The sequence below is a fragment of the Streptomyces sp. NPDC101151 genome (genome assembly GCF_044768335.1).
Lineage (GTDB): Bacteria > Actinomycetota > Actinomycetes > Streptomycetales > Streptomycetaceae > Streptomyces.
The window spans coordinates 313,497-327,664 of record NZ_JBIWPP010000001.1; the positions used below are offsets into that span (position 1 = coordinate 313,497).

At 70.9% G+C, this 14,168-nt stretch carries 13 protein-coding genes; 7 read left to right on the forward strand and 6 right to left on the reverse strand.

Annotated features, from left to right (window positions below):
- The first annotated feature begins 71 nt into the window (after positions 1–71).
- The gene (locus tag ACIRU3_RS01415; protein WP_404049753.1) at positions 72–1,166 is read left to right on the forward strand and encodes a serine hydrolase domain-containing protein; all 1,095 of its coding nucleotides are present in this window, start codon (positions 72–74) and stop codon (positions 1,164–1,166) included.
- Positions 1,167–1,331: 165 nt separating this feature from the next.
- Here ACIRU3_RS01415 and ACIRU3_RS01420 read toward each other — a convergent pair whose 3' ends face one another.
- Positions 1,332–3,041 (reverse strand): glycerol-3-phosphate dehydrogenase/oxidase, encoded by a 1,710-nt coding sequence (locus ACIRU3_RS01420; protein WP_404049755.1) that lies wholly within the window; start codon positions 3,039–3,041, stop codon positions 1,332–1,334.
- Between the two features lie 280 nt (positions 3,042–3,321).
- On the opposite strand from ACIRU3_RS01420, the gene ACIRU3_RS01425 reads away from it, so the two are divergent.
- Together ACIRU3_RS01425 and ACIRU3_RS01430 are read left to right on the forward strand one after the other, a co-directional pair.
- Complete coding sequence (locus ACIRU3_RS01425) at positions 3,322–4,530, forward strand: nucleotide sugar dehydrogenase (protein ID WP_404049758.1); 1,209 nt, start codon at positions 3,322–3,324, stop codon at positions 4,528–4,530.
- A gap of 138 nt (positions 4,531–4,668) precedes the next feature.
- Positions 4,669–5,232 carry a hypothetical protein gene (locus tag ACIRU3_RS01430; protein WP_404049761.1) on the forward strand — a complete coding sequence of 188 codons (564 nt, stop codon included), beginning with the start codon at positions 4,669–4,671 and terminating at the stop codon, positions 5,230–5,232.
- Between the two features lie 69 nt (positions 5,233–5,301).
- Here the strand turns inward: ACIRU3_RS01430 and ACIRU3_RS01435 are convergent, their stop codons facing one another.
- The 4 genes from ACIRU3_RS01435 to ACIRU3_RS01450 all read right to left on the reverse strand — a co-directional run bounded on the left by ACIRU3_RS01435 (position 5,302) and on the right by ACIRU3_RS01450 (position 10,090).
- A complete protein-coding gene (locus ACIRU3_RS01435; RefSeq protein WP_404049764.1) occupies positions 5,302–6,426 on the reverse strand; it encodes a GuaB3 family IMP dehydrogenase-related protein in 1,125 nt (374 codons plus the stop codon).
- Between the two features lie 116 nt (positions 6,427–6,542).
- A complete protein-coding gene (gene guaB, locus ACIRU3_RS01440) occupies positions 6,543–8,045 on the reverse strand; it encodes an IMP dehydrogenase (RefSeq protein ID WP_404049767.1) in 1,503 nt (500 codons plus the stop codon).
- Between the two features lie 163 nt (positions 8,046–8,208).
- Positions 8,209–8,796, reverse strand: a complete 588-nt coding sequence (locus ACIRU3_RS01445) for a sigma-70 family RNA polymerase sigma factor (protein WP_030641278.1) — start codon at positions 8,794–8,796, stop codon at positions 8,209–8,211.
- A gap of 682 nt (positions 8,797–9,478) precedes the next feature.
- Positions 9,479–10,090 (reverse strand): response regulator transcription factor, encoded by a 612-nt coding sequence (locus ACIRU3_RS01450; protein ID WP_003948568.1) that lies wholly within the window; start codon positions 10,088–10,090, stop codon positions 9,479–9,481.
- Between the two features lie 381 nt (positions 10,091–10,471).
- On the opposite strand from ACIRU3_RS01450, the gene ACIRU3_RS01455 reads away from it, so the two are divergent.
- Positions 10,472–10,801, forward strand: a complete 330-nt coding sequence (locus ACIRU3_RS01455; protein ID WP_404049769.1) for a WhiB family transcriptional regulator — start codon at positions 10,472–10,474, stop codon at positions 10,799–10,801.
- A 69-nt stretch (positions 10,802–10,870) separates the two neighbouring features.
- On the opposite strand, the gene ACIRU3_RS01460 is transcribed toward ACIRU3_RS01455, so the two are convergent.
- Positions 10,871–11,779, reverse strand: a complete 909-nt coding sequence (locus ACIRU3_RS01460; protein WP_404049772.1) for a LysR family transcriptional regulator — start codon at positions 11,777–11,779, stop codon at positions 10,871–10,873.
- A gap of 80 nt (positions 11,780–11,859) precedes the next feature.
- Here ACIRU3_RS01460 and ACIRU3_RS01465 point away from each other — a divergent pair, with 80 nt between their 5' ends.
- From ACIRU3_RS01465 to ACIRU3_RS01475, 3 genes are all read left to right on the forward strand, one after another.
- Positions 11,860–12,528, forward strand: a complete 669-nt coding sequence (locus ACIRU3_RS01465; protein ID WP_404049775.1) for an MOSC domain-containing protein — start codon at positions 11,860–11,862, stop codon at positions 12,526–12,528.
- A 52-nt stretch (positions 12,529–12,580) separates the two neighbouring features.
- Complete coding sequence (locus ACIRU3_RS01470) at positions 12,581–13,354, forward strand: SDR family NAD(P)-dependent oxidoreductase (RefSeq protein WP_404049778.1); 774 nt, start codon at positions 12,581–12,583, stop codon at positions 13,352–13,354.
- 73 nt (positions 13,355–13,427) lie between these two features.
- A complete protein-coding gene (locus ACIRU3_RS01475; RefSeq protein ID WP_404049781.1) occupies positions 13,428–14,135 on the forward strand; it encodes an ester cyclase in 708 nt (235 codons plus the stop codon).
- Positions 14,136–14,168 lie beyond the last annotated feature (33 nt).

Here is a 14,168-nt window from a genome sequence, read left to right on the forward strand (position 1 = left end):
CGCACCGGGCGACCCGCTGAATAGGAACTTCCGTTTACCGGGATGATGGGCCGGAAGGGAAGGGAGCCCGGATGCCGGCGCTTCGGGCACTCCTGTCCATACCGGTGGCCCTGGCCCTGGCCCTGCTCCTCGCTCCCACCGCCGTCCGTGCCGGCCCCGCCTCCGGGGCCCCGGAGGCGGTCCTCCCCCTGCTGGTCACCGAGGGCAGGGCACCCGCCGCCGCCCTGCTGAGCCGGGAGATGAACCGCTCCCGCTACAGGGCCGCCGGCCGGGGTATCGCGCGGGCCGACCACTTCCGTGCAGGCAGCATCACCAAGACGTTCGTCGCGACGGTCGTGCTGCAACTGGCGGCGGAACACCGGCTGTCCCTGTCCGACACCGTGGAACGGCATCTTCCGGGGCTGCTTCGCGGACAGGGCACCGACGGACGGCACACCACCCTGCGGGCACTGCTCACCCACACCAGCGGGCTCGCCGACTTCACCCGGGTCACCCATGGGGTCGTCCCTCTGACCCCGCTTCAGGCCGTGGACATCGCTCTCGCCCTCCCTCCGGCCCGCCCGGGTCCCTGCCCCTGCTCCTGCTCCTGCTCCAGCTCCAGCTCCAGCTCCAGCTCCAGCTCCAGCTCCAGCACCAACTACGTCCTGCCCGGCATGGTGGTCCGGCAGGTCACCGGCCGTTCGTACGCCACCGAGGTGCGGCGCCGGATCATCGCCCCACTCGGTCTTGCGGGCACCTCCTTTCCCGGATCCCGCAGTTCGCTTCCTCCGCCGCACGGCCGGGCCCACGCGGCCGACGGCTCGGACGCCACCGAGCTCGACCCGCGCGTGGCCGGTGCGGCGGGTGAGCTGGTGACCACGCTCGACGACAGGGACCGCTTCTACGCGGCCCTGCTGGGCGGCAAGCCGCTGCCCCCGCGCCGGCTGCGCGAGATGCTCCACGTCCATGCCGCGCACGGCTCGTACGGCATGGGGATCTTTCCGGCAAAGCTCCCGTGCGGTATCACGGTGTGGGGGCACAACGGCCGGATGTCCGGCAGCTACGTGCGCACCGCAGCCACCGTCGACGGCCGTCCCGTCCTCACCTCCCGGGTGAACACGGACGCGATCGCAGATCCCCGGCTGGAACCGGCCTTGCTCGCCGCCGAGTTCTGCCCTCGCATCTGACAGAACGCACGGGCCCCGAACGAAGATCCCGGTTCACTACACCCGTTCGAGTGAAAGCCGGAGGTGAGACCGGCTCAGCCCGCCTCAGCCCAAGCCCAGCCCGGCTTGACTCATCCAAGCCCGGCTCAGCTCACCTCGGCTGACCTCGGCTCGGTGCGGCTCAGCTCAGCTCAGCGGCACGATGTCCGGCGCCCCCAGCCGTGCCGCGTCCGCCGTCTGGTCGTCGGGCTGGAGCTGGGACTCCCGCTCGGCCTCGACCCGCTTCTCGTAGTGCTCCACCTCGCGCTCGATCTGGTCCTTGTCCCAGCCGAGGACGGGCGCCATCAGTTCGGCGGCCTCGCGGGCGCTGCGGGTGCCCCGGTCGAAGGTCTCGATGGAGATACGGGTGCGGCGGGTGAGCACGTCGTCCAGGTGCCGGGCACCCTCGTGCGAGGCGGCGTACACGACCTCGGCGCGCAGGTAGTCGTCGGCGGCCTGCAGCGGCTCGCCCAGGGCGGGGTCGGCGGCGATGAGGTCCAGGATCTCCTCGGCCATCGCGCCGTATCGGTTCAGCAGGTGTTCGACGCGGACCACGTGGATTCCGGTGCGGGCGGCGATCCGTGCCCGCGCGTTCCACAGCGCCCGGTAGCCCTCCGCGCCCAGCAGCGGGATGTCCTCGGTGACGCAGTCGGCGACGCGCATGTCGAGGCCGTGCACCGCCTCGTCGACGGCGTCCTTCGCCATCACCCGGTACGTCGTGTACTTGCCGCCCGCCACGACCACGAGTCCCGGCGCCGGATGCGCCACCGTATGTTCGCGGGACAGCTTGCTGGTGGCGTCGGACTCACCGGCCAGCAGCGGACGCAGCCCCGCGTACACGCCCTGCACGTCGTCGCGGCTGAGCGGGACGGCGAGCACCGAGTTGACGTGCTCCAGCAGGTAGTCGATGTCGGCGCTGGAGGCGGCCGGGTGGGCCTTGTCCAGGTCCCAGTCGGTGTCGGTGGTGCCCACGATCCAGTGCCGGCCCCAGGGGATGACGAACAGGACCGACTTCTCGGTGCGCAGGATCAGGCCGGTGGTGGAGTGAATGCGGTCCTTGGGCACGACCAGGTGGATGCCTTTGGAGGCGCGGACGTGGAACTGGCCGCGCTCCCCCACCATGGCCTGGGTGTCGTCGGTCCACACTCCGGTGGCGTTGACGATCTGCTTCGCGCGGATCTCGTACTCCCCGCCGCCCTCCACGTCCTGCACCCGGGCGCCGACGACACGCTCGCCCTCGCGCAGGAATCCGGTCACGCGCGCGCGGTTGGCCACCTTCGCGCCGTACGACGCCGCCGTGCGCACCAGGGTCGCCACGAACCGGGCGTCGTCCATCTGGGCGTCGTAGTACTGCAGGGCGCCGACCAGCGCGTCCTTCTTCAGGCAGGGGGCCACGCGCAGGGCGTGACCGCGGGTCAGGTGGCGGTGCAGGGGCAGGCCCCTGCCGTGTCCGCGGGCCATGGACATCGCGTCGTACAAGGCCACGCCCGAGCCTGCGTACAGGCGCTCCCAGCCCTTGTGCTGGAGCGGGTAGAGGAACGCCACCGGTTTGACCAGGTGCGGGGCGAGCCGCTCCAGAAGCAGGCCGCGCTCCTTCAGGGCCTCGCGGACCAGGGCGAAGTCGAGCATCTCCAGATAGCGCAGGCCGCCGTGGATGAGCTTGCTGGATCGGCTGGAGGTGCCCGACGCCCAGTCGCGGGCCTCGACCAGGCCGGTGGACAGACCGCGGGTGACGGCGTCCAGTGCGGTGCCGGCGCCGACCACTCCACCGCCGACCACCAGTACGTCCAGCTCGCGCTCCGCCATCGCCGCCAGTGCCTCGGCGCGCTGCGCCGGACCCAGAGTCGCTGTCCTCACCGCTGCCTCCCGCTGTCGAACAACTCGCTCGCGTCGGCCGCACCCGGTGGGCGAAGCCCGGTTCATCCCCTCCTCATGCCCAAATTCTGACCGGGTTGCCCGGCTTCAGCCACCACGGGCCCCCAACCTGTGGACAACACACGCGCAACCCACGGAAGACACACGAACACAATCACACAGAACAGTCATATGTGTACCTAGTCTGACAGTGCGCTCGCTCATCCTGTCCACAGCGGTTGCGCATCGGTCCCGCTTCGGTTCCTGGGAAGGACGGCCACGCATGCCCGCAGACCTCGCCGTGATCGGACTCGGTCCCCACGGCCTGCCGCTCGCCCAGGCCGCAGTCGCCGCAGGCATCCCGACCATCGGGTACGCCACCGGCCCCGAGGCGGGTTCGCTCAGTCCCGCCGAGCTGCGCCGGATGCATGCCGCGGGCTTCCGGCCCGGCACCGACCCGGCCCAGCTCGGCCGGGTGCGCACCGCCGTGATCTGCGCGTCCACCCCGCGCGGCGCCGACGGCGGGCTCGACCTCGGCCAGGTCGAGGCGGCCGCCCGCACCCTGGCCGAACGGCTGCGCCCGCACACCACCGTCATCCTGGAGTCACCGGTGCTGCCCGGGACCACGGAGGAGTTCCTGCGCCCCCTGCTGGAGAAGGGCTCCGGGCTGCGCGCCGGCCGCGACTTCCACCTCGCCTACTCGCCCAGCCGGGTCGACCCCGGCAACCGCGACCACACCCCCGCCGGCACACCCAAGGTCATCGGGGGTCTCACCTCCGCCTGCACCGAGTCCGCGGCCGCCTTCTACGGGCGGCTCACCGACAAGGTGGTGCGCGCGCGTGGGCTGCGCGAGGCGGAGACCGTGCAGCTGCTGGAGACCAATTTCCGGCACGTCAACATCGCACTCGTCAACGAGATGGCCGTCCTCTGCCACGAGCTGGGCGTCGATCTGTGGGACGTCATCCGCTGCGCGGAGACCAAGCCCTTCGGTTTCCAGGCGTTCCGGCCGGGCCCGGGCGTCGGCGGACACGGCGTCGCCCAGGACCTCACCGGCCACGCGACCCGCACGCTGCGCATGGTGGAGCTGGCCCAGCAGGTCAACCACCGCATGCCCCGGTACGTCGTCCAGCGCGCCGCCACCCTCCTCAACGAGCACGGCAAGTCCGCGCGCGGCGCCCGCGTGCTGCTCCTCGGCGTCACCTACAAGCCCGACCTCGCCGACCTGCAGGGCACGCCCGCCCAGGAGATCGCCGTCCGGCTGATGGAGCTGGGCGCCTCGGTCAGCTACCACGACCCCCTGGTGGCGTCCTGGAGCGTCCTGGACCGCCCGGTCCCGCGCGCGGACTCCCTCTACGAGGCGGCCGCCGACGCCGATCTGACGATCCTGCTCCAGCAGCACCGCACCTACGACCTCCAGGGTCTGTCGGTGAAGGCCCAGCTGCTCCTGGACACCCGCGGGGCCACGCCCACGGGGGCGGCGCACCGGCTCTGAGACCGGTCACGAACGGAAAACAGCCGGGGGCGTTGTCGTCCCCGGCTGTTAATCTCCCCCGGACTCGTCGCACACACGTGCGCGTACGTCGTCCGTCTTCGTCATCCAGTTGTGTCACCACACCGGGGGATTTCTGTCATGAGCCAGTCACCACCACCACCGCCGCAGCAGCCGTACGGGCCGGCCGACGGCAACCCGTACGCCCAGCAGGCGCCCGTCGGCGCTCCGGGCGCGCCCCAGGCGCCGTACCCGCCGCAGCCGGGCGCGTTCGCCCCGCCGCCCCCGCCGCCCGCCCCGAGCCGCGGCAACCTCGCCCTCGGCCTGGTCGCGGCCCTGGTCGCCGCCCTGGTGGCCGGCGCCCTCTACGGCGTCATCATCGGTGCCACCGAGCACGAGATCGGCTGGGCGGCCGTCGGCGTCGGCTTCGTCATCGGCCTCGCGGGCGGCAAGGCCGGCGGCCGCAGTCCCGTCGTGCCGATCGTCGGCGCCGTCCTCGCGCTCGCCTCGGTCTACCTCGGCCAGCTGGTCGGCGAGGCGATGATGATCGCGGACTATGTGCACGCGGACTTCTCCGAGGTGTTCTTCGACCATCTCGACGTGGTCCAGGAGGCCTGGAAGAAGGAAGCCGACCCGCTCACCTTCCTCTTCTTCGCCATCGCCGCGTTCGCCGCCTTCTCGGGTGCCAAGAAGGCCGCCGCGTAACGCCTCGCCGCACGGGAAAGGGCCCGACCACCTCGCAGGTGGCCGGGCCCTTCGCGTCGTACGGCCGGGTCAGCGCTTGTGCTGGCTGTCCGCGACGGTGACCTCGACCCGCTGGAACTCCTTCAGCTCGCTGTAGCCGGTGGTGGCCATGGCGCGGCGCAGGGCGCCGAAGAAGTTCATGGAGCCGTCGGGGGTGTGGGACGGGCCGGTGAGGATCTCCTCGATCGTGCCGACCGTGCCCAGGTCGACCTTCTTGCCGCGGGGCAGCTCCTCGTTGACCGCCTCCATGCCCCAGTGGTGGCCCTTGCCGGGCGCGTCCGTGCCCCGGGCGAGCGGGGAGCCCATCATCACCGAGTCGGCGCCGCAGGCGATCGCCTTCGGCAGGTCGCCGGACCAGCCGACACCCCCGTCCGCGATCACGTGCACGTACCGGCCACCGGACTCGTCCATGTAGTCGCGGCGGGCGGCGGCCACGTCGGCGACCGCGGTGGCCATCGGGACCTGGATGCCGAGCACGTTGCGCGTGGTGTGCGCGGCGCCGCCGCCGAAGCCGACCAGGACGCCGGCCGCGCCGGTGCGCATCAGGTGCAGGGCGGCGGTGTAGGTGGCACAGCCGCCGACGATCACCGGGACGTCCAGCTCGTAGATGAACTGCTTCAGGTTCAGCGGCTCGTGCGCGCCGGAGACGTGCTCGGCCGAGACCGTCGTACCGCGGATGACGAAGATGTCCACGCCCGCGTCCACGACCGCCTTGGAGAACTGGGCGGTGCGCTGCGGGGAGAGCGCGGCCGCCGTGACCACACCGGAGTCGCGCACCTCCTTGATGCGCGCGCCGATCAGCTCCTCCTTGATGGGAGCCGCGTAGATCTCCTGGAGCCGGCGGGTCGCCTGCTCGGCGGGCAGCTCGGCGATCTCGTCCAGCAGCGGCTGCGGGTCCTCGTACCGCGTCCACAGGCCTTCCAGGTTCAGGACGCCGAGGCCGCCCAGCTCGCCGATGCGAATGGCGGTGGCCGGGGAGACGACCGAGTCCATGGGGGCGGCCAGGAAGGGCAGCTCGAATCGGTAGGCGTCGATCTGCCAGGCGATCGAGACCTCCTTCGGGTCCCGCGTACGGCGGCTGGGGACGACGGCGATGTCGTCGAAGGCGTACGCCCTGCGGCCGCGCTTGCCGCGCCCGATCTCGATCTCAGTCACGTCTGTGGCCTTTCCCTGATGCGTTTCAGCGTCTTCCAGTATCGCCGACAGGTACGGCAAGGGCGGCCCCGGATGCTCCGGAGCCGCCCTGGATGCGCTTCACGCGCGCGTGCGTGTCACTTGCTGCTGTAGTTCGGCGCCTCGACCGTCATCTGGATGTCGTGCGGGTGGCTCTCCTTGAGGCCCGCGGAGGTGATCCGCACGAAGCGGCCCTTGGACTCCATCTCGTCGATGGTGGCCGCGCCCACGTAGCCCATGGTCTGGCGCAGACCGCCGACGAGCTGGTGCAGGACGCTGGCCAACGGGCCGCGGTAGGGCACCTGGCCCTCGATGCCCTCGGGCACGAGCTTGTCGTCGGAGGCGACCTCGGCCTGGAAGTAGCGGTCCTTGGAGTACGACTTGCCCTGGCCCCGGGACTGCATGGCACCGAGCGAGCCCATGCCGCGGTACGACTTGAACTGCTTGCCGTTGATGAACTGCAGCTCGCCGGGCGACTCCTCACAGCCCGCGAGCAGCGAACCGAGCATCACCGTGTCGGCGCCGGCCGCGAGCGCCTTGCCGATGTCGCCGGAGTACTGCAGGCCGCCGTCGCCGATCAGCGGGATGCCGGCCGGGCGGGCGGCGAGGGAGGCCTCGTAGATGGCGGTGACCTGCGGGACGCCGATGCCGGCGACCACGCGCGTCGTACAGATCGAGCCGGGGCCCACGCCCACCTTGATGCCGTCGACACCGGCGTCGATCAGGGCCTGCGCGCCGTCGCGCGTGGCGACGTTGCCGCCGATCACGTCGACGGAGACGCTCGACTTGATCTTCGACATCCAGCTGAGAGCGTTGCTGTTGTGGCCGTGCGAGGTGTCGACGACCAGGAAGTCCACCCCGGCCTCGGCCAGCGCCTGGGCGCGCTCCAGGGCCTCGGGGCTCGCGCCCACGGCGGCGCCGACGAGCAGGCGGCCCTCGGCGTCCTTGGCGGCGCTCGGGTACTTCTCGGCCTTGACGAAGTCCTTGACCGTGATGAGGCCCTTGAGGACGCCGGTGTCGTCGACCAGCGGAAGCTTCTCGATCTTGTGGCGGCGCAGCAGCTCCATGGCGTCCACGCCGGAGATGCCGACCTGGCCGGTGACCAGCGGCATCGGCGTCATGACCTCGCGCACCTGACGGCTGCGGTCGCTCTCGAAGGCCATGTCGCGGTTGGTGACGATGCCGAGCAGCTTGCCGGCCGGGTCGGTGACGGGGACGCCGCTGATGCGGAACTTGGCGCACAGTGCGTCCGCCTCGGCGAGCGTCGCCTCCGGGTGCACCGTGATGGGGTCGGTGACCATGCCGGACTCGGACCGCTTGACCAGGTCGACCTGGTTGACCTGGTCCTCGACGGACAGGTTGCGGTGCAGGACGCCGACGCCGCCGAGGCGGGCCATCGCGATCGCCATGCGGGACTCGGTCACCTTGTCCATCGCCGCAGAGAGCAGCGGGATGTTGACCCGGACGTTGCGCGAGATGCGGGACGAGGTGTCGACCGCGCCGGGGAGCACCTCGGAGGCGCCCGGCAGCAGCAGCACGTCGTCGTAGGTCAGCCCGAGTGTCGCGAATTTACCGGGCACTCCGTCGACGTTCGCAGTCATGACACCTTCCCCAAATGGCCTTGATCGGTGCGGATGTCCATGCTAACGGGAAGCACGGCTAGCAAATTCCACGGTGTGGAGCGACTTCAGGCTTCGTATGTTCGTACGGGAACGAACGCGCGCCTGTTCACGAGGGGAGCTACGGAGGCTCCGCGCAGGGCTGTTACTGCTCGGCGAGCGCGCGCAGGCGGCTCAGCGCCCGATGCTGGGCCACCCGTACCGCGCCGGGTGACATTCCCAACATCTGCCCCGTCTCCTCCGCGGTCAAGCCCACGGCGATGCGCAGCAGGAGCAGTTCTCGCTGGTTCTCGGGCAGGTTGGCCAGCAGCTTCTTGGCCCACTCCGCGTCGCTGCTGAGCAGGGCGCGCTCCTCGGGGCCGAGGGAGTCGTCGGGGCGCTCCGGCATCTCGTCCGAGGGGACGGCGGTGGAGCCCGGGTGGCGCATCGCGGCGCGCTGGAGGTCGGCGACCTTGTGCGAGGCGATGGCGAAGACGAAGGCCTCGAAGGGGCGGCCCGTGTCCCGGTAGCGCGGCAGGGCGAGGAGGACGGCGACACAGACCTCCTGGGCGAGGTCCTCCACGAAGTGGCGCGCGTCGCCGGGGAGCCGGGACAGCCGGGTGCGGCAGTAGCGCAGCGCCAAGGGGTGCACATGGGCGAGCAGATCGTGCGTGGCCTGCTCGTCCCCGTCGACGGCACGATGCACGAGCGCACCGATCGCCCCGTGGGCCGTGCCCGCCTCGTCGTCGCGCATCGGTCCATGGTGCCTTGCGGCCGTCCGGTCCGTCGCATCGTGCTCGTGGTTGTGCACCGAAGCGTTATGAGCAGGTGCGCCGGCACTCATTCCCTGCGCCCTCCCCTTCCGCTCGACCGACTCGTCCCCGAGAGACTCCACACCTCAAGGATGCGGCATCCGCGGCGAAACGAGCAGCGGGCATCCGGCGGGTCGCCTTGCACAGCCCCCGCCGACCCCCACGACAAGCCCGCACGCCCGCGCAATCGCCCCGCCCCGGGAGGGGGCCGCAGGGCGTCCGCGGTGCGTTCAATGGTGCCTTCGTCCCAGCGGCAGGAGGGCAAAGCAGCAGGTCAGACGGATGCGCCGGGACTCCGGGTGGGTCAGGTGCACTGTCGACGGCCGTCAGGACGGACGCATTCATCACAGCCGTCATGACGGATGCGCCACAGATGGCCGTCACGACGGATGCACCACAGACGGCGGCCACAGCGGACGCACCACAGACGGCGGCCACAAGGGCTGCACCACTGATGGTCGCCACGACAGATCCGCCACCCACTGCCCCAGCAACGGATCCTTCACCTACGGTCCCCGCGGGGAAAGCCGCCCCCGCGGTGCCTGCCCGCCACTCGGCCCCGCCTGCCCCGGGGCAGGCGGGAATCCCAAGGTGGCGGACCGCAGCCCCGCCGCGGCCCACGTCCTACCGGACCAGTCCCCAGCGGAAGCCGAGCGCCACCGCGTGGGCCCGGTCCGAGGCGCCGAGCTTCTTGAACAGGCGGCGGGCGTGCGTCTTCACGGTGTCCTCGGAGAGGAACAGCTCGCGGCCGATCTCGGCGTTGGAGCGGCCGTGACTCATGCCCTCCAGCACCTGGATCTCGCGCGCGGTGAGGGTGGGCGCGGCGCCCATCTCGGCCGAGCGGAGGCGACGCGGGGCCAGACGCCAGGTCGGATCGGCGAGGGCCTGGGTCACGGTGGCCCGCAGCTCCGCGCGCGAGGCGTCCTTGTGCAGATAGCCTCGGGCGCCGGCGGCGACCGCGAGGGCCACGCCGTCGAGGTCCTCGGCGACAGTGAGCATGATGATGCGCGCGCCAGGGTCGGCGGACAGCAGCCGGCGCACGGTCTCGACGCCGCCCAGGCCGGGCATGCGTACGTCCATCAGGATGAGGTCGGAGCGGTCGGCGCCCCAGCGGCGGAGGACTTCCTCGCCGTTGGCCGCCGTCGTCACACGCTCGACGCCGGGCACGGTCGCGACCGCGCGGCGGAGCGCCTCTCGGGCAAGCGGGGAGTCGTCGCAGACGAGGACGGATGTCATGACCGCCCTCCGCAGCTGATGCGCGTCACCTTGAGCCTCCAGGCTGGTACGGAATCGTCACCTGTGCGGTCGACCGTCTCGGACGCCTGCCCGAGCGCTTGTGTTTTCAACCGCCTCCGCACTCTCAACGACGGTCACTCGAAAGAGTTACGGGGCTGCGTGCCGTCTTCGGCACTCTACGTGAGGGCGCCGACACGGTGCAGACATGCCCGAAGGACCCTCAACTTTTCATCACAACCTATGCCCCATTTAGCCGTTTTTGCTCCCGTTTCTCAGTGTCTGGAGCTAGATTCGCAATGAGTCATATTTTCATCTCCTTAGACCGGAGATGTACGGTCGATGGCACCGTATCCGCCCAGAACGGCCACAAGGGGTCACGTAATGGCAGATTTCTCCCGCCTTCCCGGACCGAACGCGGACCTGTGGGACTGGCAGCTGCTCGCTGCCTGCCGCGGCGTGGACAGTTCGCTCTTCTTCCACCCGGAGGGCGAGCGCGGGGCGGCTCGGAGCGCTCGCGAGAACTCGGCCAAGGAGGTCTGCATGAGGTGCCCGGTCCGTGCGGAGTGCGCGGCGCACGCGCTGGCCGTACGCGAGCCGTACGGAGTCTGGGGCGGCCTGACCGAGGACGAGCGCGAAGAGTTGATGGGGCGGGCGCGCAACCGCCTGGTGTCGGCGTCGACCACCAGCGCGGGCACCGCCCCGCACGCCTGAAGGAACGTTTCTGCAGCGGCATCGCACCCGGGTACGCACACGCATGCCCGTCTTCTTCGAGGGAACCTCTCACGCGCCTTGCTGACGCCCGGCCGCCCTGGCCAGCTGTTCCAGCGTCGCCGCCACGGCCGGCACCTGAGCCAGGTCGGGCAGGGTGAGGGCGACGATCTGCCGTCGTACCGCCGGTTCCAGCGCCACCGTGCGCACCCCCCGGGGCCGTACCGACTCCACCGCGAGCTGCGGCAGTACGGCCACCCCGAGGCCCGCGCCCACCAGTCCGACCACCGCCGGGTAATCGTCGGTGGCGAAGTCGATGCGCGGTGTGAAGCCCGCGCTCTCGCACACCTCGACCAGTTGGCCGCGGCAGCGCGGGCAGCCCGCGATCCAGGGCTCGCGGGCCAGTTCCCCGATGCCCACGGACTGCGCGCGCGCGAGCCGGTGGCGTTCGGGCACCAGGGCGACCAGACGGTCGGCCAGCAGGGGCCGGACGACGAGGTCGTCCCACTCCTCGGCGACCGCCGCCCCCTCGTAGCGGAAGGCGAGCGCCAGGTCGCAGTCGCCCTCGCGCAGCAGTTCGACGGACTTCGGGGGCTCCGCCTCCTCCAGGGAGACACGGGTGCCGGGGTGTGCGGCGCGCAGGGCGGCCAGGGCGGTGGGGACCAGGGTGGAGCTGCCGCTGGGGAAGGAGACCAGCCGGACCCTGCCCGCCCTGAGGCCCGCGATGGCAGCGACCTCCTCCTCGGCAGCGGTGAGCCCGGCGAGGATCCCGGAGGCGTGCCGGACGAGGGCCTCGCCGGCCTGGGTCAGGCGCATCTCGCGGCCGCTGCGGATCAGCAGCGGGGTGCCGACCGAGGTCTCCAGGGCCTTCATCTGCTGGCTGACGGCAGGCTGGGTGCAGCCCAGCTCGCGCCCCGCCGCCGAGAAGGAACCGGTGGTGGCGACGGCACGCAGGACGCGGAGATGACGAGCCTCGATCACCCTCCGAGCATAAGCCCGACTTGGGTACAGTGCCCAATATCGCGTCGACGCTTTGGGATGTGGTCCCGTACCGTTTGAACATGAAGCTTCTCTTGGTCAACCTCGGCCACCGTCGTCCGGTGCCGTACACGGACCAGCCGGAGGGCGTGACGGGCATCGACAAACGACCCGCCGACGGACCGGTGCGGGTGGCGGCTCCGGGGCCCAAGGGGGTCGGTGCGAGCGGTGTCGCCGGGGACGCGGTGTGCGACCTGCGCCACCACGGCGGCGACGACCAGGCGGTGTACGCCTTCGCGCGCGAGGACCTCGACGACTGGGAGCGGGAGCTGGGCCGATCGCTGGCCAATGGCTGCTTCGGCGAGAACCTGACGACGGAGGGCCTCGACGTGTCCGGGGCGCTGATCGGCGAGCGCTGGCGGATCGGGTCCGAGGTGGTGCTGGAGGTGACCGCGGGGCGGATTCCGTGCCGTACGTTCCAGGGCCATTTGGACGAGCGGGGATGGGTGAAGAGGTTCACCCGGAAGGGCGCGACGGGGGCCTACCTGCGAGTGATCGAACCAGGTGAGATCCGGGCGGGCGATCCGATCGAGATCGTGCACCGGCCGGAGCACGACGTGACGGTGGCGATGCAGTTCCGCGCGGTGACCACGGAGCGGGAACTGCTGCCGCGGCTGCTCGCGGCGGGCGAGGCGCTGCACGGCGAGACGCTGGCCGCGGCCCGCAAGTACGTCGCCGGACAGGCCCGCTGAGGGCACGTCACCGATAGCGGACGCTGTCGGTCCGGGTCACTACCCTTGGGCCATGACAACGGCTCTGATTACGGGATCGACCGCGGGCATCGGTGCCGCGTTCGCGCGGCGCCTGGCCGCTGACGGGCATGACCTCGTCCTGGTGGCGCGAGACGCCAAACGGCTGCGCGAGCAGGCGACCGAGTTGCACGACCGGCACGGCATCGAGGCGGAGGTGCTGTCCGCCGATCTCGCCGAGGACAAGGGCATCGAGACGGTGGCCGACCGGCTCGGCGACCGGAAGAACCCGGTCGACCTCCTGGTCAACAACGCCGGCTTCGGCAACAAGGGCCGCTATCTCGACGTACCCATGGCCGACGAGCTGAAGATGCTCAAGGTGCACTGCGAGGCGGTGCTGCGGCTGACCTCCGCGGCGGCCGAGGCGATGCGGGAGCGCGGGCGCGGCGGGGTGGTGAACGTGGCCTCGGTGGCGGCCTTCGTGCCCCGGGGGAGCTACGGCGCCTCGAAGGCCTGGGTCGTGCAGTTCACCCAGGGCGCGGCGAAGGACCTGGCCGGCAGCGGGGTGCGGCTGATGGCTCTGTGCCCCGGCTTCGTGCGCACCGAGTTCCACCAGCGGGCCGGCATGGGCACGGACAACATCCCGGGCTGGATGTGGCTGGACGCGGACAAGCTGGTCGCGGCCGCCCTGGCCGACCTCGCGCGCGGGAAGACGCTGTCCATCCCGGATCCCCGGTACAAGGCGCTGATGGGACTGGTGAAGGTCACCCCGCGAGGGCTGCTGGGCGGAATCAGCTCGAAGACGGGACGCAAGTACGGGCCCCAGTAGGACGGGTGGCGTCCGCGTTCCGGTGGGAAAATGGACCTGACGGATCCGGACCCAGGGGCCGGGAGGCGGCGCCATGACGTTCGTACAGCTCATCGACTGCAAGACCAGCCGGCTCGACGAGATGAACCGGCTGCTGGACCAGTGGGTCGAACAGACCAGGGGGACGCGGACCGCGACGCACGCGGTGGTCGGCAAGGACCGCTCGGATGCGACCCACGTCATCGAGATCGTGGAGTTCCCGTCGTACGAGGAGGCGATGCGGAACTCGAACCTGCCGGCGACCGACCGGATCTACCGCGAGATGATCGCGCTGTGCGACGAGATGCCGACGTTCACGGACCTGGACGTGGTCCGTGACGAGCCGTTGTACGCCGACCAGGCGCGCCGCTTCTTCGACACGATCGCGGTACAGGGGCCGTTGCCACCGCTGAACAACCTGCTCGCGGAGAACTACCACGACCACGATCCGGCCAACCAGCAGGACAATCTCGGGCTGGAGAACATGCGCCGCGAGATCGAGATGTGGCGGGAGGCCTTCAGCTTCACGTTCACGGTCGAGGACCAGATCACCGAGGGGGACCGGGTCTGCACCCGGTGGTCCTGGAACGCCATCCAGCAGGGCGAGTTCCTGGGTCTGCCCAACACCGGCCGGCAGGTGTCGAGGACCGGCATGACGATCTTCCGGTTCGACAGCGAGGGCAAGATCCACGAGGGCTGGTGGCAGTACGACCGGCTGGGGCTGATGGAGCAGTTGGGCGCGCTGGACGCGCTGGAGAACTAGGTCGGGGCCCGGGGGGCAGAGCGAAGGCCCGGC